At 52.6% G+C, this 23,842-nt stretch carries 18 protein-coding genes, 1 tRNA gene and 6 pseudogenes; 7 read left to right on the forward strand and 18 right to left on the reverse strand.

Annotation, left to right across the window (positions count from 1 at the left end; all coding sequences use genetic code 11):
- Positions 1-322: 322 nt before the first annotated feature.
- The 7 genes from KI243_RS01500 to KI243_RS01530 all read right to left on the reverse strand — a co-directional run bounded on the left by KI243_RS01500 (position 323) and on the right by KI243_RS01530 (position 7,448).
- Positions 323-1,096 carry a hypothetical protein gene (locus KI243_RS01500; protein WP_017127024.1) on the reverse strand — a complete coding sequence of 258 codons (774 nt, stop codon included), beginning with the start codon at positions 1,094-1,096 and terminating at the stop codon, positions 323-325.
- 13 nt (positions 1,097-1,109) lie between these two features.
- Entirely contained in the window at positions 1,110-1,925 is an 816-nt protein-coding gene (locus KI243_RS01505; protein ID WP_177108100.1) for a phosphatase PAP2 family protein, read from the reverse strand.
- Between the two features lie 35 nt (positions 1,926-1,960).
- A complete protein-coding gene (locus tag KI243_RS01510; protein WP_177065136.1) occupies positions 1,961-2,806 on the reverse strand; it encodes a MipA/OmpV family protein in 846 nt (281 codons plus the stop codon).
- A 105-nt stretch (positions 2,807-2,911) separates the two neighbouring features.
- Entirely contained in the window at positions 2,912-3,946 is a 1,035-nt protein-coding gene (locus KI243_RS01515; RefSeq protein WP_212810373.1) for a DUF1254 domain-containing protein, read from the reverse strand.
- Positions 3,947-4,111: 165 nt separating this feature from the next.
- Complete coding sequence (locus KI243_RS01520) at positions 4,112-5,095, reverse strand: AraC family transcriptional regulator (RefSeq protein ID WP_212810374.1); 984 nt, start codon at positions 5,093-5,095, stop codon at positions 4,112-4,114.
- 274 nt (positions 5,096-5,369) lie between these two features.
- Positions 5,370-6,383 (reverse strand): hypothetical protein, encoded by a 1,014-nt coding sequence (locus tag KI243_RS01525; protein WP_212810375.1) that lies wholly within the window; start codon positions 6,381-6,383, stop codon positions 5,370-5,372.
- 657 nt (positions 6,384-7,040) lie between these two features.
- A complete protein-coding gene (locus tag KI243_RS01530; protein ID WP_177108104.1) occupies positions 7,041-7,448 on the reverse strand; it encodes a hypothetical protein in 408 nt (135 codons plus the stop codon).
- A gap of 405 nt (positions 7,449-7,853) precedes the next feature.
- On the opposite strand from KI243_RS01530, the pseudogene KI243_RS33145 reads away from it, so the two are divergent.
- From KI243_RS33145 to KI243_RS01550, 4 genes and pseudogenes are all read left to right on the forward strand, one after another.
- Positions 7,854-8,007: pseudogene (locus tag KI243_RS33145) on the forward strand (toxin-antitoxin system HicB family antitoxin); the annotation flags it as partial.
- A 699-nt stretch (positions 8,008-8,706) separates the two neighbouring features.
- The gene (locus tag KI243_RS01540; RefSeq protein ID WP_212810376.1) at positions 8,707-9,924 is read left to right on the forward strand and encodes a DUF262 domain-containing protein; all 1,218 of its coding nucleotides are present in this window, start codon (positions 8,707-8,709) and stop codon (positions 9,922-9,924) included.
- Positions 9,924-10,700: a HEPN domain-containing protein gene (locus KI243_RS01545; RefSeq protein WP_212810377.1), complete on the forward strand. Its 777-nt coding sequence runs from the start codon at positions 9,924-9,926 to the stop codon at positions 10,698-10,700. Before KI243_RS01540 ends, KI243_RS01545 begins: the two co-directional genes overlap by 1 nt.
- Positions 10,701-11,526: 826 nt before the next feature.
- Positions 11,527-12,633, forward strand: coding sequence for a hypothetical protein (locus tag KI243_RS01550; protein WP_212810378.1), 1,107 nt, complete (start codon positions 11,527-11,529; stop codon positions 12,631-12,633).
- Positions 12,634-13,128: 495 nt separating this feature from the next.
- Here the strand turns inward: KI243_RS01550 and KI243_RS01555 are convergent, their stop codons facing one another.
- The 4 genes and pseudogenes from KI243_RS01555 to KI243_RS01570 all read right to left on the reverse strand — a co-directional run.
- Positions 13,129-13,887 carry a hypothetical protein gene (locus tag KI243_RS01555; RefSeq protein WP_212810379.1) on the reverse strand — a complete coding sequence of 253 codons (759 nt, stop codon included), beginning with the start codon at positions 13,885-13,887 and terminating at the stop codon, positions 13,129-13,131.
- Between the two features lie 152 nt (positions 13,888-14,039).
- Positions 14,040-15,194 carry a PIN domain-containing protein gene (locus KI243_RS01560; protein ID WP_212810380.1) on the reverse strand — a complete coding sequence of 385 codons (1,155 nt, stop codon included), beginning with the start codon at positions 15,192-15,194 and terminating at the stop codon, positions 14,040-14,042.
- Between the two features lie 66 nt (positions 15,195-15,260).
- A pseudogene (locus KI243_RS01565) lies at positions 15,261-15,602 on the reverse strand (integrase); the annotation flags it as partial.
- 2 nt (positions 15,603-15,604) lie between these two features.
- Positions 15,605-15,821 (reverse strand): annotated as a pseudogene (locus KI243_RS01570) (IS21 family transposase); the annotation flags it as partial.
- A 104-nt stretch (positions 15,822-15,925) separates the two neighbouring features.
- On the opposite strand from KI243_RS01570, the pseudogene KI243_RS01575 reads away from it, so the two are divergent.
- Positions 15,926-16,459: pseudogene (locus KI243_RS01575) on the forward strand (phage portal protein); the annotation flags it as partial.
- Here KI243_RS01575 and KI243_RS01580 read toward each other — a convergent pair.
- Positions 16,419-17,333, reverse strand: a complete 915-nt coding sequence (locus KI243_RS01580) for a DUF5677 domain-containing protein (RefSeq protein WP_177108108.1) — start codon at positions 17,331-17,333, stop codon at positions 16,419-16,421. The pseudogene KI243_RS01575 and the gene KI243_RS01580 sit on opposite strands and share 41 nt — an antisense overlap.
- A gap of 52 nt (positions 17,334-17,385) precedes the next feature.
- Here KI243_RS01580 and KI243_RS32790 point away from each other — a divergent pair.
- Positions 17,386-17,517: pseudogene (locus KI243_RS32790) on the forward strand (Presumed portal vertex protein); the annotation flags it as partial.
- 97 nt (positions 17,518-17,614) lie between these two features.
- Positions 17,615-18,199 (forward strand): annotated as a pseudogene (locus KI243_RS01585) (ImmA/IrrE family metallo-endopeptidase); the annotation flags it as partial.
- Between the two features lie 98 nt (positions 18,200-18,297).
- On the opposite strand, the gene KI243_RS01590 reads toward KI243_RS01585, so the two are convergent.
- The 6 genes from KI243_RS01590 to KI243_RS01615 form a co-directional block, all read right to left on the reverse strand.
- Complete coding sequence (locus tag KI243_RS01590) at positions 18,298-19,938, reverse strand: anti-phage dCTP deaminase (RefSeq protein ID WP_212810381.1); 1,641 nt, start codon at positions 19,936-19,938, stop codon at positions 18,298-18,300.
- A gap of 32 nt (positions 19,939-19,970) precedes the next feature.
- Positions 19,971-20,144 carry a hypothetical protein gene (locus KI243_RS01595; protein ID WP_212810382.1) on the reverse strand — a complete coding sequence of 58 codons (174 nt, stop codon included), beginning with the start codon at positions 20,142-20,144 and terminating at the stop codon, positions 19,971-19,973.
- Positions 20,145-20,978: 834 nt separating this feature from the next.
- Entirely contained in the window at positions 20,979-21,332 is a 354-nt protein-coding gene (locus KI243_RS01600; RefSeq protein ID WP_177083580.1) for a hypothetical protein, read from the reverse strand.
- Entirely contained in the window at positions 21,332-21,838 is a 507-nt protein-coding gene (locus tag KI243_RS01605) for a type II toxin-antitoxin system antitoxin SocA domain-containing protein (RefSeq protein ID WP_178992177.1), read from the reverse strand. The genes KI243_RS01600 and KI243_RS01605 overlap by 1 nt, the downstream gene beginning before the upstream one ends.
- Before the next feature lie 263 nt (positions 21,839-22,101).
- Positions 22,102-22,177, reverse strand: a tRNA-Thr gene (locus KI243_RS01610).
- Between the two features lie 83 nt (positions 22,178-22,260).
- The gene (locus KI243_RS01615; RefSeq protein WP_212810383.1) at positions 22,261-23,700 is read right to left on the reverse strand and encodes a PLP-dependent aminotransferase family protein; all 1,440 of its coding nucleotides are present in this window, start codon (positions 23,698-23,700) and stop codon (positions 22,261-22,263) included.
- Between the last annotated feature and the right edge of the window lie 142 nt (positions 23,701-23,842).

Genomic DNA, 23,842 nt, shown 5'->3' on the forward strand with positions numbered 1-23,842 from the left:
TGTTTTTTGGGAAGCTTGCCAGGGAGTGGGTGGAACTATGCGCAATTATGTTGAAAAACATAATTATGGAATTTTGCATAATTGGGCATAAACCAGGATCCCAACCCGTATTGAACAGGCGGGAGTTATTCCGTGAACGTGATGAATTACCAGGGTCAGGCTGCACGCATCTGGCCGTCAAGGCGCAGTTGGCTCACAAAAGTATCGATCAGTGGATTACGCTCCCAGAAGCGTTGGGACACCCGGATAACTGTGCGCTGTGCATTCAATCGGGTGACGTGGAACCGGATTCCCCAATGGGTGCCCAGGTCCATGCGCCACTTCAGAATCTTCCACTGATACCCAGCAAGGGCCCCTTCTGGACAATGTCGTAGACGAACCCATCGTGACGATAATTCACCCCCATGGCCCGGTAGCCGGCCACCGCCGAAAAGCCGGGCCAGAACTCCCAGCCCGCCAGCGCTGCCAGGTCCCAGTCTTCCCGGGACTGCCCGGCTCCCGCCATCCCCCAGGATGACAACCAGAACCGGTCATTCACGGCATAGTGCCCGCGCAGTCCCGCCATGGCGTCCGCCCAGGTCGCGTTGTCCGAGCCCGATAGGCCACCCGCGGGCCCACCGTGCAGACTGATGGTGGTGCCGCTGTACCAGACACGCACGCCGCCCGCGACATCCAACCGATGGTTGTCATCACCCAGCACCGTGTAGCCGCCCCCGAGGAATCCGGAGGCGGTCTTGCTTTCCACCTCGAGCTTGGACGCCGGGGCGCCCGCCGGCAGACGGTTGCGGGTGTCGGTGTCGATATACATCAGGTCGGCGAGTACGCTGTATGGACCCCGCCGCGCCTCGCCCATGAGCATCACCGACATATCGACGGTACGCGCGATATCGGAGAAGTCGGATTTTATAAACTGGGTGCCGGTGCTGCGATGGCCAACGTGTCCTCGGATACCGGCGCCCCACACGTAAGGGCCGCCGTTGAACTGCCACTCGTCGCTGTCTGCCGCCATGGCCACGGTTGGCAGGCTGGCTGTGGCAAGGGCGCCAGCCAGCAGCGCCAGGCAGGTCGGCCTGCGCCGGTTGTCACTGTGCATCATGGTTTTTCTCCGGTCAGTGCTGGGTCAGCGAGAGCGCCACGCCTTCGGCCGCACAGTCCTCTGTGGGTTTCAAGCCTGCTTTTTGCGCCGCCTTGACCTCTTCCTTCGCGGCCGCGAGGTCCGCGAGGAACGCCGGGTTGTCATGCAGGCTCGCCACCGTGGCGGCCCCCATGATGCGGCCGGCATCCACGTCGCTCTGCCAGTGTGCATCGCAGATGACCCGGCTCTGGCCGAATGACAAGCCGCGGGTCATCAGTTCAGTGGCGCGCGCCGGCTGAATCTCGGCCAGCACCAGCCCCCAGGCCCAGCCAGCCGCGGAGTGGCCGGACGGCCAGGAACCGTCCGTGCGCAGCAGCGGTTCCATGTCCTTGCGGCATGTCCCTTCGTCATGCGCCACGAAGGGGCGGGTTCGGTTGTAGGCATTCTTCCCGGCGTAGGTGGAGCCACCTGCGTCCGTCAGGGTGCGTTGCATCAACGTATAAAGGTGCGGCGTGTTTTTCTCGGTGATCGGCGTGCCCATCGCGCAGGAGAATGCTTGCGCCGGGCCTGGAAATGACAGCTCCGCATCCTTGGCCGCGAGTCTCTCCCGGGCCGTGCCCCGCAGCGACAGCGCCGCCCAGCGTGCTTCCTCATCCCGCGCAAAGGCAGCAGTGTCCGGCTTGGGTGGAGCGCCAAGCAACGCCAGGCGCACTGGCAGGTCTGCCGGGTCAAGATAGCCTGGGGCCAGCTTGAAGTGAGGGTCCGTGACCTTGGTGGTCGCATCGTCAGCCAGCACCAGTCCTGACCAGAGCAGGCCAGCCAGCCCCAACTGCTTGTATAGGTTGTTCATCGATTGTTCCTTTATCCAGCCCGGTTGCCGGTCGATCAAAACCGGTACAGGGCATTCAGATAGGCGCCCGCGCCGACCTTCTCATCCGTCAGCGGGCTGTTGCGGGCATCGGAGACCAGGGCATAGGTCTTGATGCCGCCTTCCAGTGCCAGCTGTGGCTGCCATTGCCAGGTGAGGCCCAGTTTCAAGGTCACGTCGCGCATCCCGCCGCCTGGGTGGTATTCGTCGAACCGGGTGCGCGCGGCTTGTTGGGCCGTGACGCCGAAGCGGGCCATCATGTCGTTCTCGTTGCTCCAGGTGCCGTACAGCGTCGAGTCCAGGGTCAATGTCGACGACAGTGGATACGCCGTGGCGACCCCGGCTTCCAGGTAAGCCGTACGGCCCAGGCTTTCGCCACCGTAATCGCGGTTCTGGCTCGATTGCAGGCCACGAACAAACAGGCGCCCGGCCGGCAGGATCCAGTACGCTTCCGCCCCGACCAGGGCCGTGCTGTCCAGGTTGCCCATGCCCCTCAGGTAATCGTCACGACCGCCCAGGGTCTGGATTCTTTCCTTGCGCCCCTGGTCGTAGCCGATCAGCAGGGCCACCCCGAAAGGAGCCAGCCCCGGCAAGTCCCAACGCAGCCCCTCCGGGAAGGCCGCGGTAAACGTGCCCCAGCTTTCGGTCGGCAGGACCGCCTTGAGTTTCAGTGACGGGAACGCGGCGTACCGTGAAGAGCCTTCGTACAAAGGACCCACGGCGACGCCGCCGCCTGCCGTCACGGAGGGCGTCCTGCTTGAATCGTCCGCATGGGCGGGCAGTGCCATCGCCAATGCGAGGGTCGCGCCTATAAAGGCCATCCCCTGATATCTGGAAAAGTGTGAATTAACCGGGCGTGTCATTGCTTCTTTCCCCTGATGTAAAACTCTGTAGTTCAGAGAAGTCCCTGACGTGTCAGCTCTTGCGCTTGTTTATAAGCGTCGAAACTTTTTAGTTGATGTACTTGATTAGAGTTTGACGGGCTGCGGCTGTGGAAAACGCCATTGGCCATTGAGTATCTGGTAACTTGGCTGATAGAGCCTGACCGTATAGTTCCAGCCGGGAGGGGTAGGCAGGCAGTTGGCAATCTTGCCGTCACAGCCGCCGAACTGGATGACGATCGAGCCATCGTCACTTTTCCTGGCCGTGAGGTTATTCAACGAGTAGGCGTCATACGGGTTTTTCTGGAAGTAGCCGTCTGCGTTGTAAACACTCACAGACCAGAAACTGTTGACCGGGACATCTCCTACTTTGAGCCGGTAAACGGTTTTCCCATCGTTCTTCGGTATGGCGCTGCCAAGGTAGATCGCGTCCCTGGCCGGGTTTCCGCCCCAACCCGTCGCGGTTCCGATCAGGTGATGGATCGGATTGACCTTGCCCTTGGGACCAAAGGATTGGTTGTAGTCGGGAATCGTCGAGCCCAGAACAGCCAGGGCATCGCGTATCTTTTTCTGGCTCGCCTGATCCCACTTCGGCACCACGAACTCCCCGCTTTGGGCCTGGCTGACCTTGATTGCATCCTGCAGCGCATGCACCTGCTCAAGGTCCTGGCGATCCGTGGGATCGAAGAACAGGCGGACAGCGACAAAGACATAGCGTGTGCCGACAGCCTCTTTCGTCAGCATATGGTCGCCGGCTTCGTAGAGGACGGCGGGTACGTATTGATCTTCGTTGACCACTTGCATCGACATGAAGCGCTTGCCGGCCTCGGGCAACGTGATCGTCACGGGGCCGGCATCGAGATCGAACACCGCCGAGGAGTAAAGCGTGTCCCGGTTCATGCGGATGACATTCTGAGCGTCGATGGGCACCGGTTCGCGGCTATGCACAAACTGACCAAAACCCCCACTCGCCACCATTTTTCCCATGTAGAGATCGGACTCGGCACGGACAAAGTTATCCACACCAACCGGTATCGCCGCATCTGAGGATGACTGGGCGTTCGCACCTGCAAAAGTTGCCAGCGTCAGGGCAAGGATGCAGGCCAGGGATGAATGGGACATTGAAACCTCGTGGTCTTATAAGTTGGCGTTACCTTTTTGACTCTATAAGAACGTCCTGGTGGAAACTTGCCATTTGGTGCCAAAAGCGAAGCGGGCGCGTACCGGTAGGGCAGCGCCTGAAGGAGGGGAATGCTCGGGAGGAGGGTGATGGGGCAGGCGAGGATGTCAGCTATCGTGTTGCAGGACCGCGCGATAGCGCGATGGCGGGCTCCCGGTCCAGCGCTTGAAGGCACGAGTGAAGTGTGCCGGATCGCTGTAGCCGACCATATAGGCAATTTCCGTGGCGGTGTATTTACCGCTGGCGATTAACTGAAAGGCCTCGTTGCGACGGGTTTCATCACGTAATGCGTCGAAGTCGATGCCACAATATTCGAGGCGACGCTGCAACGTTCGAGGCGACATTCCCATCTTTCTTGAAATGCTGGCGAGCCTGGATTGTTCCTGGTCGGATATCTGCCTGGCGAGCACATCGGCCGCCCGAGCGGTGGAGCTCAAGGCGCGGGTGGTCTTCCAGGCATCATCGCGGGTGTTTTGCAGGGGAATCTCGAGCAACTCACGATCGAATTCGATCATGTTGTACTCGGCGTTCATTTCGAGGTTCGCGCCCAGGTATTCTTCGAGCGCCTCGTCTCCTCGCTCCCTCGGGTTTTTCAGATGTATGCGTATGGCGCCAGGCTCGCCGGACATGAGAGGCACTTTTCTCAGCACCGCGAGGGTGCCGAGAATGACCTGCTTGGGATCAGCCCCGTGCTGTCCGGTAAATTGCTGGATCAGCCTCGTCGTACGGCCCTCGGTGATGATTTTTACTTCCCCGCCCTGATGCAGCAATTTCGTATGGACCGCCGCCGCCGCACAAGCCTGGGCGAGGTTGGTCGAGCCCAATATCAATTCGCCCCAGGCACCGAGGGAGCCCACTTCGATCAGGTGTCCCACGCAGGCCCCGGCGAAGGGATCCTGGGTGATCGCCGCCATTTCATTGGCGATATGAAAGCAGGCCGCTCGCGGTACCCAGGCATCAGGGTTCTGAAACACATGAGGGGAAATATCAAAACGCCGAAAGAACTCCAGCGGTGACACCCCCCGCATGCCCAGATAGGGAGCTATCGGCCGAAGGGTGCTGAGTTTGATGGAGGGCGTGGCATTCGTCATGGGCGTCTACACCGGTATCATCGCTTGTTCGACATTCGCACCGTACCGTCGCCAATGCATTTCAAGGCGCAAGCCGTTTCAAAAAGCATAAGGCAGCATAGGCGAGATTCGCCAGCGCTCACCGCAACCCATACGAGTAAACCCCCACATCATTGCTGTCATACCCGTTCCCCGTGGCGGATGCAGCCGGTGCTGGCTGGGGGGGATGCCGGAGAATGGCAGGTTGACCGGTTGAGCACTATCACTCAAGTAAAATGTTGCAGCGGTATCGCGGTCATTTATTGTTTGTTGAAGTTGTCGGTGTGACAAATTCTGCGTCATTACTCGTTTGGATGGTCGTTGAAGGGGTGAACCATTTTTTGTTTGATTCCAGTTTTGCAAAATCAATCCATCCATTAGATAGCTTGGGCATGTTTTTCTTGTTTTTCACCGCGCTCTCTATTTCTGAAAATTTGAGGTGTAGTATTTCGCTCTTCGCATCGCTGTCGCAGAACATGAAGGAGTGAAAGGATTCGGCGAACCAGATTTCATTTTTTCCTGAGCTGGCGACACCGTAGAACTGCACGATGGGGTCTTCCTTGAAGCCAGTCAGGTTGCAGATATCAAACATCAGGATCTGTAACACCCCTTGGGGCAGATGCTTCTTTCTATTATCGATTTCTGTTCTTATCGTCCTCTCGACATTTGTTTCCAGCTGATCTTGCATCTGGATCGGCTTGTCAAGCAGGTCAAGGAAATCTATCATTTTACTTTGCGGGGTTTTCAGTTCAATCGCAAAGATTTGTTGGTTTTTGCTTACGTAGTAGTCTGGAAATGTCCCGGCAAAACTGCCCTTGTCGCTCCTCACGTCGTTAAGTCCAATCGCATAATGATTAAACAAAAAGCTCTTGGTTTTTGCCTGGCCATTCAAGAATCCGGGCTCTTCGACTACGCTGGTGCTGATGTTTTTACCGCGAAGCGCTTTGTTGTGCTTTACAAAAGTCATGGCTCTGGAGAAGAACAGGTAGCCTTTGGCATCCAGCATTTCATATATTTTTTCTTGTGATACAGACTCGCCAACCATGTATTTCGTTTTTTTATCCGTATGCTCAAGCTCTTCCTCCATTTTGGTTTTTATTTCGAATGGCTCTGCTATCAAGCTATGTTCGCGTTTGTTTTTCGCGATTTTTTCTTTTTTTTCTTCCTCGACTTGTATGAACGTGCTTGTTGCAATGTCAGTATTTGATGAGGGTACGGGTGAGGGAGTTGTGGGTTTCTTGGGGGGCAGGGCAAACGGATTGGGTTTCACCGCTTTTACCAGAAATATTCCCGGGTTCTGTATTGATTTGGATATGGGGTTCCCACATGTCCCACACTTGTATTTGTACCATAAGTCAGGACTTATCTCTTTTTCCGATCTTGAGGGCTGTTTGCAGTTGATATTCGAGCACTCATAAAAATGTGGCATGTATGCCCCCTGGGTTTGATGTCTGTAGCGGGTACGGTTCCACCAAACTGAAATACCCATCTGAAGCAGAAAGGATCATCAGCACATCGTTCAAGTAGAGTCAGGCTAGTGTAGAAGAGGATTTCTATTCGGCAAGGCCGAGACCAGGGCTCTAAATGGGTCCCCTGGACGGCCACCGTTTCCGAGTGCTCCTGGCCGTTTTCGTGACACGCAGGCGCCCGAGAAAACCGGTCAGTAATCGTCCCCAAACACCGGCCTTGACTCAGCAGGAATTGAGCGCCCGCAGGTGGCGCAGCTCCAGCACCTGCTCGATCACATTGCGCAGCGGCTGGAAGTACACCTCCCCGAACACCATGAGCTCCAGTGCGGCACCATTCAGGGCCTGGCTGGTGTGGAAAGCGGTTCAGGTGGGCGGGCGCGGTAGTTGGGGGACTGCGGGCTGGGACGTCTAAGCAGCATCGGCAACCGCCGAACCGGGCGGCTGCCGAAAGGCCGGGTTCAGCTCGACAGCTGCGGGTTGGCCCCTGCAAGCAGAGAGTCCACCACCGTCCGCGACAGCTCCAGCGCATGCATCACGCCCCTGAACAGATCGCGATCAACGCCGTGCAGATGAGGACCGATTTCATCGGCATTCAACTCGGCGACTTTGAGCAAATCCGAGACATGGGTCAACGCGACCATGGCGGTGATTCCTGGTTGTACGGAAAACAGCGGTGACCTATGGGCGCAGTCGGGAGGGGCAGTGTTGAAAGCGGTGGTGGTGAGGGTATCGAGCAGCAGGCACGGCGGTGGATCTGCATTTATCTGTTCTAAAGCGCCGTACACGACACCGCATAGAAAGTCGCTCTTTTCAGAAAGACTGGAAGTGCGGCAAGGAGGTGGATCGGGGGTGATTTTCTTAGCCATGGTGAATCTCCAACAGGTTAAGGAGATCTCCACTCTCGCTGCGAAACAAGGGTGGCGAACTGTACGCAGGTTCGCAGACCGGTCTGTTGGAACACCGGCAGGCATAAGCCTCCTGCGCACAGCCCGCCATAACGCAGACATGAAAAAGCCGCTTACGCGGCGCTGTGCGCCAACAGAAACCGCCGGGCTGCGAAACCCGCATCGCTGAATTTGCAGCGACCCTCGGAATGTAGACCCAGCAGTAAGCGCACACAACATTCTCCCACGTCCAAAATGCGTAGGAAATATGAGTTTTTTTGGAAAGCCATTTCTGCTCATTACAAGACACCGGGGTGGAGCTCAACCAATCCCGTACCTGGAATAGACCCGACGTTGTGTGAACAGCTCGTTGGTCCGACCGCGTAGCTCGGTCGTGCTCCACGGAAGCTCTACTCCGGTAATTTGAGCGTGCGACGGGTTCCGGCTCTTCATGCCACAGTGGTAGTCAAGGCGTAGTCGGCTCACAAGAGCATCAATCTATGGGGGGGGCGATGTCCTGGATGGCGAAGTCCACGCCTGATCCTTCTCAATCCAGGCGGTCTCATCAGAGCGGGCTTTTGATTTTAAATGGAGGCACCAGACGAACGGTTGTTGGCCGTGAGGGCACGGTTTTCGCGGGACTGGGACTTGGTGGATTTTTTGACGTACCTCATACGGTATCTATAAACAAATCAGCTAGTTATGGCTTTCTGTGGAATCGAACCGGGAATTTTTGGCATCTTTTGACTGACGCTATGGGAGAGGATGTCTGGTACTGGAGAGATTTTGAAAGCTTTAGTGAGATTTTAGACCACCAGTTCTGAATGCCAGGCAGGAATGGATACACAATGTCTGGAAGCAGCCATTTACAAACGGCCGCTATCGACCCAGGCTAGGAAAACCTTCCGAACAGTCAAGCTGTTCAAAAAACAGCCTAAAAATCGTGCTCTTATGCGTATTCTTGGTTAGTGGAGCAGCCAAGCTTTTCCAGATTTTGCGTAGGAACGCGATCTTGGAAATTCAGTTGAGGTTTTCACATAGCCTGGGCCCGCCAAGGCCTGCATTAGACGTAGAGCAGACGTTCGCGCCGGCATCCCGCTATGCATTTGTGAGACTCCAAGGTAAAAACCACCGACACCTAAAGTAGAGCGGGTTTTTGACGGGCTCATAGGAGTAGACATAGTGGTGATAATGTTTTTTCTGACGTAACATGAACGAATCTATACTAAGGAATAATAAGATGCCCATCGAACCACGTGACGTTGTAGACGACATTGACGAGGATGAGGAATTGGTCGATGCCGAGGAGTTAGATGAGTCCTCAGATTCGATCATTGATGAAGATATGGGGAGCCAACCTTTCAGGGTGGTTTACCAAACTAACAATTTTTTCTTACCTCAGATTCGTGATCTTATTACAGATGGCGAAGACTTCAATCTGCGTCCTGAATATCAGCGTCGGCTCCGTTGGTCGAACCAACAAAAGTCTCTCCTGATTGAATCTTTGCTACTGAACGTTCCCATTCCGTCAGTTTTTCTATACGAAAATGACCTTGCCCGATACGAGGTAATGGATGGGCAGCAAAGACTAAACGCGATCAAAGAATTTTTGAGTAATGATTTTTCGCTTCGCGGTCTGCAAATAGTTCCGTCACTGAACGGTAAGACTTACAACAAGTTACCCCCTAAAGTTAAACGGAGCTTGGATCGTGCATCGATTTCCGCTATTGTTTTGCTGCAGGAGTCCCAAGGGAAAATTCGTAAGGCGGGTGCTTCGAGGTTTTATGAACTGCGCCGTTTTGTTTTTGAGCGTTTGAATACAGGCGGGAAGAGGCTTAGCGCGCAGGAAATTCGAAATGCAATCTACGGTGGCGGATTTAATGAGTTAATTGTCAAGCTGTCCCGTGATGTTGTTTTTACCAGAATTTGGGGCATACCACCTTATACAAACTCAGATCCAAATGAATACTATGAGGATGAGGCGCGGCAGAAAAATACCTTGTACAAAACCATGGGTGACTGCCAGTTAGTGTTGCGGTTCTTCGCTCTCCGAGATGAGTCATTTATCCAAGGGTCAATGAAGTCAATGCTGGATAAATGCATGCAGCGATACATTGATTGCTCCATTAATGATGCGACGGAGCTGGGGAAAAGGTTTTTGTCTGTATTGCATTTAGCGGACGAGTTGTTTGACGGCCATCCCTTCTGCTTAACTCTCCCGCGCCGGGGAGTAGCTTATCGTCCAGTGGCTGGAATTTACGACGGTGTGATGATTGCGCTTGACGAAATCTTGAACTCTCGCGATAAACTTTTGCTTAATCAGAAGATTATTAAAGCAGATTACACCAAGTTAGTTGCCAGTTATGGCGAAGGCGTTCTTACTGGTTCGGCGAACACTGCTGCTGATATAAAAAATCGAATCGATATTTTCCGTAAGTTTTTTGGTGGTTACCTTTAATGCCACAGGCAGACCTCGATGGGCCGTTGCAAGATTTCAAGGAGCGGACCAAGCAAATTCGTGAAGTAGTTGCGGCTGTGGAAGCGGTAGGTAAAACTCCAGCAGCAGTTAGTACAGCTAGGCCATTGGTGAATTTTAATAACATCGGAGCGCAAACGAGCAACACAGCCAACTCCATGGCATTGATTTTTCTGGCGTCCACTTTTGAAGAGTTTGTCAGAGAAATAACTGTCCAATGCGCCAATGAGCTAATGGATAAATATTCCTCCTTTCCGGACGCACGTAAGCACAGTGTTCGCGAGGCGTATTGGAAAGCATCGCGCGAACAACTGAAATATGCAAGCATACTTTCAAGTAAGGTTCCGGATGCTACGCTCATAGCAAAGTTGCGAAGTGCTTTAGAGGCGCAGCAAGGGTTCGTTATTGGAAACGACCCAGCAAAACTTGCTGTGCAGGTATTTCCCCATCACTCCAATAATTTCAAGCCCGGAGTCGTTGTTGAGATAATGGCCAGGCTTGGTATGAGTAAGGTCATTGAAACAATGGCGGAGTACGCTAGGCTAAAAACTTATTTTGGAGTCACAAAAAAAGAAGATTGCTGCTCAAGAATAAAAACAAAATGGATCGAGTTCTATGATCGACGAAACGAGACAGTACATTCCCTGGGGGGCACAACTGGTTTCGCGATCGAAGTTATTTTCGATTACATTGAATTTCTGGAATTGGTGGCGGAAGCAATGAAAGCAACTGTGGGGCGTGCTATTTCGGCATGGTAGTTCGTTAAGATGGTCAGTAATTCTGGTTCGAAGGCAGTCTTGAAACGAAAACCGCTGGAGGCGGGGAGTAGCAGTTGGTTGATTTTGGCCAATTGCTGCTCTTTGTGAAAGACAGCTTAGGGGCGATTGCGGTCTGTTGTAACTATCAAAGACAGATCCTCGCTTAGTACTTTAAGTCCCATTGCCTTTCTAAACGACGTGCTATCAGCCGCACTGTCAGCAGGTAGTAATATCGAGTCGCCTCGCATCGCCTAGGTAGTCGTTGGTCAAGAAACCAAGCAACGTGTTTTTTCTTCCAAGCCCAAGGTGCTTGGAGCTGCCAACGTTCAGATATCTCAGCGCGCGGAGAAAAGGGGACAAAAAAGGGGACCAACCGGCGATGTACCCGCGGATGCCTGGGCTGCCAATACTCTATTGGCGAATAAAGCCGGATCACAGATCGCTCTGGGCTGTAACACTTTCGTCGCTCAGCCGAACGGGTGGGATCAGATGGTTGAGCGGCAGAGAGCGTCTGAAAATGATGGGCTTTGCCTCGGACTGGATGCGGCCAACCTTGCGGAGGCGTTCAGTGCCGGAAATGCCGTTGTTGCGCAGGTGGCGGGGAAAGTTGATTCGTGAAGTCTAAATGTGCAGCCAAGGATACAATTTTGTCTACCATTACGTGTTGAGCCGCATTGCCGAGAATAGCTGATCCACTTCTTAAATCTCGACTTCCAAAGCTCCTCCAGGTGGTAAGAGATTTCTGAGAGGCCCCCCTCTTTACGCTATCAAAGTAACATCGAGAGGAGTAGATTTGCAATCTGGAGAGACTGGAGGGACCCAAGCTATGTCATATGAAAATTTTGAAAGCGAAATAGAGAAGACTGGGTTTGTTTTAGAGCATTTAGCATCCACAGTCTTTCGAAAAAATGGCTGGACGATTATCAGCAATAAATATTACATTGATGATCATCAAGATGTTGTTCGCGAAATTGACTTGGTTGCATACAAAACAAAAAATGTCGGGGATTTTGTAGTCTATACCGCACTTATTATAAGCTGCAAAAAAGACGAGTCTAACGTTTGGGCCTTACTTTCAAGAGAGCTGGATCTTCGAGACCCTAATCGAAATTTTGAACCACTTCATGTTTGGAGTAACAATAAAGCACTAAGGTATCAAACTCAAGATGCAGGTTTTTCAAAGAGTTATTATGAGAGTTCTAGAGGCTTAAAAATAAAAGCATTAGAAAGCCCTGGCGTAGATATTTTCGCTTTTCAAGAGATGAATAAAATCTCAGGAACACCTAAAAATGATAAAAATATTTTTGCTTCTATAACATCTCTTATGAAAGCTCAGTCGTACGAACTCGACTCACTTCCCTCTAGAAAAAAACTACCTTGCGTTTATCACTTTTCATTATTATCCATTGTAGATTCTGAAATAATAAAAATACTATTCGATGAAAACACAAAAACTGCAAGCAGTATAAACTCAGAAACTTATATAGCTACATATATAATAAAAAGAACTGCGCAGTCATCCAGAATTAGATTTATTCGATTCAATTATTTGGAAGACGTCATGGCAGAATACAGCGAGCTTCATGATTTTAATTGTGGTTATTTTTCGAGAGCTAATGAAGAGTTTTATAAGGATGCTGTTCGAAATAGAAAAAAGCAAGATATTCTTCTTAAGGATTTTTCTGAGGAAGTCTCCAGGCATCTTAAGTGGCGAATTCATAGACTATTTCGGCAGTTAATTAATTTTGGTGACCTGAGCCTTTATTGGAACAAGGCATCGGAGAGACTTGAAATTGGGCTTCCAAATCTTAAGCAAGAGGAAATCGACAAATTAAACTCAGATCAAGAAAGCATTGACATTGTCAGTAAAAGCCTTTTGGTAATTTACAGGTATAAGGGAGCATGGATTTTTGAGGTAGATATACCATTCTGACACCAAGGGGCTCCCCATAGCTCGCCCCTTACTGCCGGGCGCACAGTTTAAAGTGTTTAAGGGGTAGGGGATATAAATTACAGTTTAGTGAAGACTATGTAGGTAAGGTTGTAGATCGAACCCTTGAAATCGAGTGTTTCGATGTTCAGCTGACTCAGAATCGTGATTGTCCAGAAAAAATATTTTAGCGGCTCTGGTTGTTTTAAATTTCAGAAAGACGGAAGCCTTATTCTGAAAATGTATGACCCTACAAAGAAGAGCAGCCCTTATGATATTTTTTGAATCGCTTCTCAATCGGCCAGTGGGGATTTATTCCTGAAACAGACTATTATTCACTGAGGGCAGTAGATGTGCAAAAAAGGGGACAGATTTATTTTCCTAAAAATAAATCTGTCCCCTTTTACGTGTGTCCCCTTTTACGTGTTACGCGCTGACCAGCGGTAGGTCGCATGATTCGCAGGCTCTCCACGACTTGTTACGTAGGGATGCGATGATTCACCAGAAGTGAGCAATCTCAAGTAATTCTGGTTTGGGTATGTTTTCAAGACCTAAAAGCCTAAAAAGTTGTTGGCCGGTGGTGCTCACGAAGGCAGATTTAGGAATGATGATACCCGCCTCGATGATAACGTCGGTTCGTTTTTCGTTCCAACTCACCAGTAGCTGCCGTTGGTACAAGTAAACCGCTTGTTGCGAAATATCGCGGGACTCGTTGCTGAGACCACCGCTTGGCCATCTCTGATCTCGAACGATGAATTTTTCAAGTTGATTGGCCAAACTCAGTATGCAGAGCTGCCTATACGTCAGCACTTCGGCAATGGTCAGCAGATAATTCGCTTCCGCACGCTTCACATCGGAGGCGAAAGCGAGATTCGTATAGAAGTTAGCGAGGTAGGGAAGCTTGAGCTGTTCGTGCTCCTGCTTGGCGCTTAACAGAACCCCTTCGAAAAGCTCTTCCGCTGGCGATGGTGCGTCATCTTCTCTGTCAAAAAATCCATCGTCTCTTCGTGGCGTGAAAAGGAGTCGATCTCGGATTCCGTCGATGGCGAGAGCTGCTACGTCTGCGACGCGCTGCTCTTCACGCGGTGATAGGTATCTTTGAGCCAGATCATCTAGTACCACTGTGCAAGCTTCTCTAAGCGCAGCACTAATGGCGGTCCCTCCCGGTCCTAATGGGCCCGCAAGTACCTCAATAGCACCGCCGACTGCTGCTGCTCCAATCTTGCTGCCGTGACTCAAAAGCTTTAGGTACTTCATTTATAGTGTTATCTTCCGATAAAGCCGATTCAGTTAGCCGACTTGTACTCAAGGCATCCTACAAGTGGCCTGCTTAGGAGTCTTATGGTAGGAGTTCTCAAAATCTATCACCGTCAGGTCAATGACCCACCATGTATTTTGGGGGGCAGCGCCTATTCTTCCCAAGGAAATGCATTCACTTCCCCCACATCTACGGTGTACTCTCCATCAGCTATCTCCACTTCTACATTCCAGTCCATTGGCGCTGAACCGGCCTGCACATTTGAGCAGGTTAGAAATGCTGTAACTTCAATATCTTCTGCGCTGCTGATGTCATCGGGTGCGATCTCCACTTCATCGCGATCGATTGGATCCCAAAAGAAAACCGTTGCATAGATGTCTACGTCAACCCTGATAGATCCAGTCACCTCAATTAACCACTTTGCTGGATCTTCTTCGTCATTCCAAATGGCGATACCGTCAATTGATATTCCTTGGTTATCTATTTTAACATCTGATACTTCGCCCTCAACACGGGACCCAGTATTTGTGTAAATTTCTCCTACTTGCCATTCGGAGCTTCCAATATGCTCTGAAAGGGCGTCGTTTAATTGAGCGCGCAGTGGTGATAAAGGGTCTTCAATAGCTATTAGGATCGCTTCCTGAATCTGAGAAGGCACCTCTCCGGTGGCCTTAAACAGTGTAGTAAGCTCGTCTAGAGATTTCACGCAATAAAGGTATTCAGATTGAGATGCGAACGCCTGCCAGCCGCCATCAACCGACACAACTATCCCCATAGTGCTGTTGTCTACAGCGTAACCTTCAAGTACTAAAAGCGCTGCAGCATCGGGGAACTCCGATTTTTTCGTTGTTTTCAATCCAAATGGTGCGTCCACCGCAAAATATCTGCGGAACAGTTCACCCAAGATGCCGTCCCCTTCCGTGGCTAGGATTCCACCACGGCATATTTGCGTATAATCTTCTACTCGTTTTTGGAAGTATGCTCGGGACGACTCTGCTGGTGTAAGTTCGTTGAACAGATTACTTACGCGATCCATTGGAAGATCGGTTTTTCGCTTAAGATTGGCGGCTGCACTTTTAAGCTCTTGGATGGATTTTAGTATGGGTTCCATCAAGTGGTTGATCACTTCGTTGAATACTACCTCTGTTAATTGTAGCTCCATACTGGAAGGTAGTTGCCTGTGGAGCTGGTTAAGGGCGCCTGCCTCGAAATTGTACCCGGCTGCTTGAATGATATCAGTGTCGATTGAAAAGAAACGGATCTCTTCATTCCATAGTTGTTCCGGGGTTGGCATTCCGTTTGGCATATTGCTGCTCCTGGTTGATGCTCCATACGATAATAGTAGCGTTTCGCTATGCTTTTTGCTCGTGATTTAATCTGCCGAAGGAGACACGGTCGGCACACTTTGATCATAAATATCCATCACCTTAGGGTCCCGATGCCCACTCGCTTCTTGCTTATCCGCCCGAGTATCAGTGGTATCAGTAATCCCTCGCCGTTTCAGATCATGGAGGGCGAACCTCTGTTCCGGAGTGATGATTTCGTCAGCAAGCGCCAGGGTGATGAACCGCTGCCAGGCTGTGTCGAGGCTGGACTTGCGAAGCGGGCCGCCATGGCTGGCGACAATGATGTTTCGACGTGACGGTGCAATCGGTACAGCCGTTTTGCGTTTTGCCCACACCTTGGCTCGATAGGCTTTCGCGTTGTCCCCTTTTTCTTGGCAGCCGAGAGGCGGTAATGCTCGCAGAACCAACTGTACTGGAAGCATTGTGGGTGAGCGAGGTTGATACTCTTGCCAAAGCAGGGCCCGAGTTGGGTCGGGGCGGCGCAACTCGGGGTGGACATGAGCCCAGTCCGGCGTCGGACATTGATCGCTTGGTGCAGGCACTGTGGGCGGAAAAAGGCTCCGATTCAGTTCAGCATCGGAAATCGACCATTCTCAAGGCGCGCACGATGTTCCTGGAAACGAAAAAAGGGGACAAACGAAAAAAGGGGACAGATTTATTTTTAGGAAAATAAATCTGTCCCCTTTTTTTCGATATCAACCAGGAGGTCTACGGCCTGCCGGAGTGGCTGGCGTCTTTGCAGAGCGCCCTGCTCAACGAGTCGGCCACGCTATTCCGCCGCAAGTATTACCAGAACGGCTCGCACGCGGGGTTCATCCTGTACATGACCGACGCGGCACAGAACGAGGATTTCGTCACTGACCTGCGCGACGCGATGAAGAGCAGCAAGGGGCCTGGCAACTTCCGCAACCTATTCATGTACGCCCCGGGCGGCAAGAAGGATGGTATGCAGTTGATCCCGATCAGCGAGGTGGCGGCCAAGGACAACTTCGCCTCGATCAAGAACATCAGCCGCGATGACCTGCTAGCGGCGCTGCGCATCCCGCCCCAGCTCATGGGTATCGTGCCGCAGAACGCGGGCGGGTTCGGGTCGATCCGCGATGCCGCCCAGGTGTGGGCGCTCAACGAGCTGGAGCCGGTTCAGGCTCGACTGGCGCAGATCAATGATTGGCTGGGGGAGGAGGTTATTCGCTTCCGGCCTTATGAGCTCCCGGGTCAAGTTTAGGCTCTTGAAGATCTAGATGGTCATAAATATGGGCCATGGTTTCAGCCCTGATGTGCCATTTCGTCGCCAGTTCGATTGCCTCGCCGGATTGATCGAACACTGCCTTGGCCGCGGGAAACAGACCTGCGTAGAAGTGGGCGAAGTGCCCGATCATAACTATGCACATTTGGAGCGTGGCGATGCCCAGATCGTAGTGAGCTTGCAGACTAATCGCTGATCCGATTTGTAAGCAGCTTATGAAGTCGGTGTGCGTATACCCACTGAGATAAGGGTAGATTGAGGTGAAGTAGACTCGATGGAACCCTGCTTTCACCGCCAACTCATTCCAGTTGGTTCCCGCACTCCAGTCGCCTTTTCGTAGCTTGGTCTGCTCTCCTTTGGAATAAAGTGCGTAGAAAGGCGAGGCTTCGATCCAGGCCCAGTGTTCCGTGACGAGTTCTATAGCCTCCCGATGGCTCTGTAATACTTCGTCGATTGTGGGAATGAGCTTCGACCTTTTCTTCCATCCGGAGTACATCCAGACCATATGCCGAAACTCTCGAAGTGCTTGGTCATCCTCACTGTGTAGCCAATACATCACTAGGTAATTTTCGATAGCAGTTCGAGTCAGGGCTGCAACCGATGAGTGATCAATGTAGCCAAAGCGCGGGAGTGTCTGTGTACCAAAAGGGCAGGCCTCTAGAAGCGTTCGCACGGAGCATAGGTGTTTGAACATCTTCATCGACAGCACATGTAAGTGAACTGACCAATCTGGCGGATTGGCCGGACTGTTGGCCATCGCCTGCGCGGTAATCATGTCCGACATTAGCCGGATCAATATCTCGAACTCGCTTTCGATATTCTCGTTTCGCTCATACATAAACGGGCTGTTCATTTCTTGATACCCTCTGCCTAGTCGCGCTCATTCTGCACCCGGCGCGTGTTCGTCGCCCCGCGACGTCGCCCAGGTATGGGCGCTTAACGAGCTGGAGACGGTGCCGGCTCGACTTGCGCAGGTTAACGATTGGCAGGGGGAAGGGGTAGTGAAGTTCAAGCCGTTTGAGCTTGGGGTGGGGGAAAAGGACGAAAAAGGGGACGGATTTATTTTCCTAAAAATAAATCCGCCCCCTTTTTCCCGTCCCCTTTTTCCCCTTTTTCCGTCCCCTTTTTCCCTCAAATCTCTCCGATGCTGATGACCGCGTAGACGCGTTTTCGCTTTACAATAAGCGCCCTGTTGTTCGCAACATTGCGAAGGAGAGCCCTTGCCGGCTTCGGTTTGACCTCGCGCATGAACTTGGCCATCTGGTTATGCATCAAGGAATAGAAACGGGCTGCCGACTAACTGAAGATCAGGCGAACCAGTTCGCAAGCGCTTTGTTAATGCCACGCTCCAGTTTTGCCGGCGAGTTTCCTCAAATGCGTGGCCAATATCTCAACTGGGCTGCATTGAAAGAGCTAAAGCTGCGTTGGAGGGTCAGTTTCAAGGCGTTGATTTATCGCGCAGAGACACTACAGCTGATTACGGATTCCCAAGCGAAATCGGGTTTTACGTACCTAAATAGAAATGGATATACACGACGCGAAGAGTTGGATGACCAGATTGAGAGGGAGTACCCCAGCCTAGTTCAAAAGGCCATCGATCTTCTGGATTATGCCTCTTGGCGGGGTGTTCTTAAAGGATCTGGCTTGACTGACGACTTCATCCGCGAGAAATTCATGCTCAGGGTACCGATAGCACCGCTGGCTCTAGTTAAGCCTTAGATAAGATAGGCTTTGCCTGCTATATTTCGCGAGCATCAAGCAGAGAGATTTTGCGCAGTGTGATACACGTACTACGCTTAGTTTCGAATCCTACGATTTTAAGCAGCACCCGGGCCTGGAGTTGGATCAGGATCATTAGCTGGCGCGACCGGAGGTAATGGTCTCTGTTGACCACTTGCTAGAGGTGGGGCGGTCAAATCGCCAACTTTAGATTGCAAGTCCTGAACAACCTTGCTTTCAATGGTCTCATAGGGGTCTAAATACTGAACTCCAATATGGCGAGCGTCTGTTTTTATGATATCTATTGCTTGGCCTAACTGATTCTTTTTGTCGCCTTTGGACATGAAGAAGGCTGCATATTTGCTAGGTGAAACACCAGCGAAAGTCTCAAATAGAGTTTTTCCAAGCGTGCCGGAATCTGTGGTGATAGCATCTTCATGCAGGTCGAGAGCTAAGCTTTTTTCATATGGCTCGATATATACTACTCGCTTGATTCCAGCTGCAATAATGTGTCGCGCACAATTGTGGCAAGGGAATGTTGTAGTATAAAGAACGCAAGAGTCTGTGGAGTTACCTTGTGATCGCGCCAGCCCCAATATCGCTTCCATCTCTGCGTGAATTGCGCGAGAGAATTCGATAATAGATCCGGCTCTTGTCTCTTTTTGGATGAGTCTAGCTAATTCGTTCTTGGTTTCTTGCGTGACTTCAACTTTTGCGCTGATGATGCTTACAATGTCATCAATAAGGTGAGTTTTGTGTATGTCGTTGTAACATTTCGCGCCGTGGTATATGCATCTTTGATCGTTAGCTATGTCAGACGTATATAAGCCACCACCAAATTTTGGTACGTCGTTCCAGCCCAAAGATATTACATTACCTTCTTTATTAACGATTGCCGCCCCGACCTGCCTGCTTAGGCAAGCAGACTTCAATGAGGCCGAGTAAGCGGCATACATTCCCGACTCATCTGTAGTAGGAGTGATGCCATTTTTTCCATGCACAAGGGCTGCAAAACGTTGGCAAGGGGCTGCGAGATTAGAAACAGAATCCTGATTGTTGCGTATGAAGTAATCAGCTCTCTGAAGAGTCTTTTCTAGTTTTTGTCCATGGCTTGCATTCAATTCATTTCGATCACGCTCTATCAAATACTGTGCATCATGTTTTGATATCCGCTCCGTGCGTGTAAGATAATTGAAGCGAATTTTTTCGGGGCTAAGGACGCCAATCAGGTAAAAAATTTCGCCGTAGACTAGTTTGAATAGCTCGACCTCTTCAGGGTGTTTAAGCTGATCGATAATATAAACCGTCTTAGGGGCCTTGGCTTCTGCTCCTTTGGAAATTGTACGGTGCACAGCAATTTCTTGCATTGCCAGAGCAGCAAGAATTGGAGGGTCGTACTTTTTTCTGAGTTCATTTCCTAAATCTTGAAGCGTTGTGTAACGCTTCATTCCAGACAAAACATCTAGAGGAGATTCTGAAAACTCTGGTGGGAGTCCGTACGCTTTGAAGTGTTTACGGATTATGTCGCTGACTTTAATGTGTTCAGTTACATATCCATATTCTTCAAACTGTGCACGCGTGGAACGAATGACGTCTGCAAGATTGCATCCGACGGGTCCACAAAAAGCGATGATGATTTCATCAACGCGTCTGCCCTCAATACGCTGTCGAATAGTGATTGAAGACGATTTTGTATCACCAGGTGTACCCAGTCGTTCCTTCGAAACCGCTGCTGACATCTTCAAATCCCTGAAGCGTTGAGGTTTTCTAGTTACCAGTCAGCCTTCTGGGCGTTAGCCACGACAAGCTGAAGCGCTTTTCGATATTCATCGACGACCTGTCGTTCCTTATACTGGGCAAAACCGATCACGTTCGAGGTCTTATCCGAGCTGCCTTGCGCAAGCTTTGCTTGCTTCTGCGCATCCGCTCCCTCAGTTCTCTTCATCACGGCTGCTTCCCCTAGTCGTTGGCTGGTCGAAAATAGGCCGGGATTCTACAGATACCGACCGTCAATTTGAACCTCCATTCGGAGATTAGAATAGTACCGTAAGCCCAAGCGACAAGCGGTGAAAGTGAAATTTTTTTGCATGATTTTACGCATGCGTATCGCTAGTTGATCGTTCGCGTTCGCTCCTACGCCTATGGATGCATTCAGCGGAATACTGTCCAGACGTACGCGTTGTGCCCCTCCGGGCGGGATCGATCGCCTCAGGAGATTCTTCGAGCGCTATCTCACCTACTCAAATCTTCGATTTTTCCCACGTCATCCCGCCAAGAATGTTGAGTGTTATCAGGGATCAAGGCCCCTGCTACCTGTGGGGATGTCCTCTACGCGGGACTGGCGGCTCCTTACGTCCGGGAGCAAGGGCATCTCATGATCTGGCCCCCTGAGCACCGTTACCGATGGGCGGCTGGAGGTTGCACAGGCTAACGAAACCGGCGCCGCGAGATCCTGAGCCGGGTGAAAGCAGCAATGCGGTGACCGGTGCATGCCTGACTGTCAGTCAGGTACAGTCCATTCCCTGGTCTGCGGCACCATCATCTGCATCGCTGTTGCTGGTGGTATTGGAGTTTGTGACGCCGCTTGTCATGAGGGGAATGCCGCACAGCCTTGCACAAGTTGGGCTGCAGCAGCTTCGTACATTGATCGCTTGGTGCAGGCACTGTCGGCGGAAAAAGGCACCGATTCAGTTCAGCAGCGGAAATCGACCATTCTCAAGGCGCGCACGATGTTCCTGGAAGCAGGTCGCAGTGTTGAGTCGAGGGCACTGCGTGGCGATCACTTCTTGGTGGCGGAGCCGAACACGAAGCCGAGGGCTGATGTTGTAAGTCCATACAGCCATTTTCTGGCTTCATTGAGCTCGGGAGATTCTTGCATGAAGAAGCTGCCAACGATGAGAAGGGCCGAAATGGCAATCACGAAACCGGCAATGTTGGTGGGGGCTGCGCGGTCAGTCGCTCCCCAGAATTTACCCAGCCAACCGAGGTTCTGTTGATTGTGTTGCAGGCGAAAATGCTGTTGGCCGTTGGCGAAAAATGCATTTTCATCGTTGCCTGAGCCGTTGAGCACCGGTGTAGCGGCTTCAGCGGCAGGATCAATAGGCAGTGAGCCCAGGCTTTTGGTCTGGTTCATCAGGCCTGGACCGCCGCCTGACCATTCTGAGCTTTCTGGGTCGCCTCCTTGAAGTGAGCTGCGATCATCGGGAACGGAATGTCTACACCACGTACCCCTTTTGCCGCAGACCAGGTCATATCCCAGGGAGTGCCAGAGGCATGGGTCATTTCGGAGAGTCGAATGCCGGAGTAACGACCATAACTGTTATAGACGTTTTGCAGGAAGGTCCGAATCTCAGGATCGGCTGGAACGGCCGCTTCTCTGACGCCCAGGGCGTCATACTCGAATGCCTTGCCCGCGATCTCGCCTGAGCCGAAGCGCTTGAATTCGTGATACAGCGAGGGAATTACGGGGCCGTACTGCCAGGCTTCGACTGCTTCGTTGATCAGCGGTTGGTCGGTGTAGCCGGCATACCAGCCATGGGCGTAATAAACGAGTTTCTGCAGTTTCATGGGGCTAATGGACTCGCCTCTGGCAGCGGCCAGTTCGAGAAAGTAATTAGCTATCGACTTTGCATTGAACACGTTTTCCCTCCTTCAGCGACCTCGGCAACCTGGCTACCGGAACGCTCCGGCCCCTCGCAGATCCAGCCAATACAGCTCCTTCGGAGGCTAGTATGGCACAGCAATTCCGGGTCCCATCATAGATAGCTATAGGCTAAACGCAAGGATAAAACTGTATCTATATACAGTTGTTTGTGACTGCCTGATAACAAGCCTTGTTACGTGTCTATTGCGGGTGCAGAAACAACAAAGCCCTCACATTTCTGCGAGGGCTTCGTTTTGTATGGTGCCGGCACCAGGAGTCGAACCCGGGACCTACTGATTACAAGTCAGTTGCTCTACCAACTGAGCTATACCGGCGTGTCAGGGCGACGATTATAGCGATTGGCGGGGTTCTGTAAACCCCTGATATCTGACTATTTTTGCCGGGCCGGCATTCTCTCTCACGGCTCCTGTCGGCAACCCCGGGCTTCGTCCCCATGGGGCGAGCGTGTCGCATCGATCACCGCCAGCAGTCGGCGCGCCGTTGCCGTCGCCTGTTCGGCCGATATCACGTTGGTAAAACCCATCAACAAACCACCTTCTTCCCCGGCGATCAACTGCCAGCGCGACAGTGGCTCGATGGCCAATCCCGCCGCTCGTGCCTGGTCGGCGATGCGGGTGTCCGGTACATCGATCAGCAGGCGCACCAGCAGGTTGATGCCGCCAGCCTGGGGGTCGACCTTCAGGATGCCGTCGCATACATCTTCCAGGGCGTCGACCAGCAAGGTCCGGCGCGCGCTGTATAGCTGGCGCATTTTCTTCAGGTGGCGGGTGAAGTGGCCCTGGCTCAGGAAGTCGCTGACGGTCGCCTGCAACAGTTCCGGGCAGCGGTTGCGCAGCAGGCGGGTGACACGTTCAAAGGGTTCGACCTGTCCTCGCGGCACCACCAGGTATGCCAGTCGCAGCCCAGGAAACAGCATCTTGCTGAAGGTCCCGGCATACAGCACGCGGTCATGCAGGTCCTGGCTCTTGAGGGCCGGCAGTGGTCGGCCGCGGTAGCGGAACTCGCTGTCGTAGTCGTCTTCCAGGACCCAGCTTGAGTGCCGCTGTGCCCAGTCGAGCAGCGCCCGCCGCCGTTGCGGGCTCAGGGCCACGCCCAGCGGGCTCTGGTGCGCCGGTGTTACCACGGCGAGCCGGGCCGTGGGGGTCAGGCTGATGGCGTGTTCCACCTGCAGGCCATCGCTGTCCACCGGCACCGGCAGCAGCTGTACCCCGCGATTGAGCAGGATCTGGCGCGCATGCAGGTAGCCGGGTTCTTCGAACCAGCAGGTCTGGCCGGCCATTTCCAGGCTTTCGCAGATCAGTTCGAGCACGGCGTTGTAGCCGGTGCAGATAAATACCTGGTCCGGTGTGCACTGCACGCCCCGGTACAGCCCCAGGTACGTGGCGATGGCCGAGCGCAGGGGCGCATGGCCGCGTGGATCGCTGAAGCCCAGGCTGGCGATATCGGTTTGCCGGGCGCGCTGGGTGATGAGCCGCGCCCAGAGTTTGCGCGGAAAGGCATCCAGCGCCGGCATGCCCAGTTGCAGGGGCAACGGTTGATCCTGTGGGGTTGGCGCGCTGTCTTCCAGTGGGCTGGCGGGGGCCGCGGCGACGGGCAGATCGAGGGCGATGATGGTCCCGGCCTGGCCGCGTGCCGTCAGGTAGCCCTCGCTGATCAGCAGTTCATAGGCCGCTTCGACGGTGCCCCGTGCCAGGTTCAGTTCGGTTGCCAGGGCACGGACCGAGGGCACGCGGTTGCCGGGGCGCAGTTGACCATCGTCGATAGCGCCGCGAATACGTCGATAGACCACCAGGTATTTGGGCAGGCCCGGTTCGGCGGCTGGGCTGGCAATGGGCATGGCAGTTTCCGTGGTCATGCGGGACGGTCGAGTTTAAACCCATGGGGCGCCGGATTCAGCAGGGTCATGTCTCAAGCGGCTTGCTCGATCTTGGCCCTGTCGAGCGGTTGGCGTGGGCAGCAGACTGGAGGCCGTTACTTCA

It is taken from the genome of Pseudomonas sp. Ost2 (assembly GCF_018326065.1).
Taxonomy (GTDB): Bacteria; Pseudomonadota; Gammaproteobacteria; order Pseudomonadales; family Pseudomonadaceae; genus Aquipseudomonas; species Aquipseudomonas gingeri.

Excerpts from the sequence above, each read along its gene's own strand:
- KI243_RS01500 (WP_017127024.1), bottom strand. The coding sequence starts at position 1,096 with ATGATGCACAGTGACAACCGGCGCAGGCCGACCTGCCTGGCGCTGCTG.
- KI243_RS01505 (WP_177108100.1), bottom strand. The coding sequence starts at position 1,925 with ATGAACAACCTATACAAGCAGTTGGGGCTGGCTGGCCTGCTCTGGTCA.
- KI243_RS01510 (WP_177065136.1), bottom strand. The coding sequence starts at position 2,806 with ATGACACGCCCGGTTAATTCACACTTTTCCAGATATCAGGGGATGGCC.
- KI243_RS01515 (WP_212810373.1), bottom strand. The coding sequence starts at position 3,946 with ATGTCCCATTCATCCCTGGCCTGCATCCTTGCCCTGACGCTGGCAACT.
- KI243_RS01520 (WP_212810374.1), bottom strand. The coding sequence starts at position 5,095 with ATGACGAATGCCACGCCCTCCATCAAACTCAGCACCCTTCGGCCGATA.
- KI243_RS01530 (WP_177108104.1), bottom strand. The coding sequence starts at position 7,448 with ATGGCTAAGAAAATCACCCCCGATCCACCTCCTTGCCGCACTTCCAGT.
- KI243_RS01540 (WP_212810376.1), top strand. The coding sequence starts at position 8,707 with ATGCCCATCGAACCACGTGACGTTGTAGACGACATTGACGAGGATGAG.
- KI243_RS01545 (WP_212810377.1), top strand. The coding sequence starts at position 9,924 with ATGCCACAGGCAGACCTCGATGGGCCGTTGCAAGATTTCAAGGAGCGG.
- KI243_RS01550 (WP_212810378.1), top strand. The coding sequence starts at position 11,527 with ATGTCATATGAAAATTTTGAAAGCGAAATAGAGAAGACTGGGTTTGTT.
- KI243_RS01555 (WP_212810379.1), bottom strand. The coding sequence starts at position 13,887 with ATGAAGTACCTAAAGCTTTTGAGTCACGGCAGCAAGATTGGAGCAGCA.
- KI243_RS01560 (WP_212810380.1), bottom strand. The coding sequence starts at position 15,194 with ATGCCAAACGGAATGCCAACCCCGGAACAACTATGGAATGAAGAGATC.
- KI243_RS01580 (WP_177108108.1), bottom strand. The coding sequence starts at position 17,333 with ATGAACAGCCCGTTTATGTATGAGCGAAACGAGAATATCGAAAGCGAG.
- KI243_RS01590 (WP_212810381.1), bottom strand. The coding sequence starts at position 19,938 with ATGTCAGCAGCGGTTTCGAAGGAACGACTGGGTACACCTGGTGATACA.
- KI243_RS01595 (WP_212810382.1), bottom strand. The coding sequence starts at position 20,144 with ATGAAGAGAACTGAGGGAGCGGATGCGCAGAAGCAAGCAAAGCTTGCG.
- KI243_RS01600 (WP_177083580.1), bottom strand. The coding sequence starts at position 21,332 with ATGAACCAGACCAAAAGCCTGGGCTCACTGCCTATTGATCCTGCCGCT.
- KI243_RS01615 (WP_212810383.1), bottom strand. The coding sequence starts at position 23,700 with ATGCCCATTGCCAGCCCAGCCGCCGAACCGGGCCTGCCCAAATACCTG.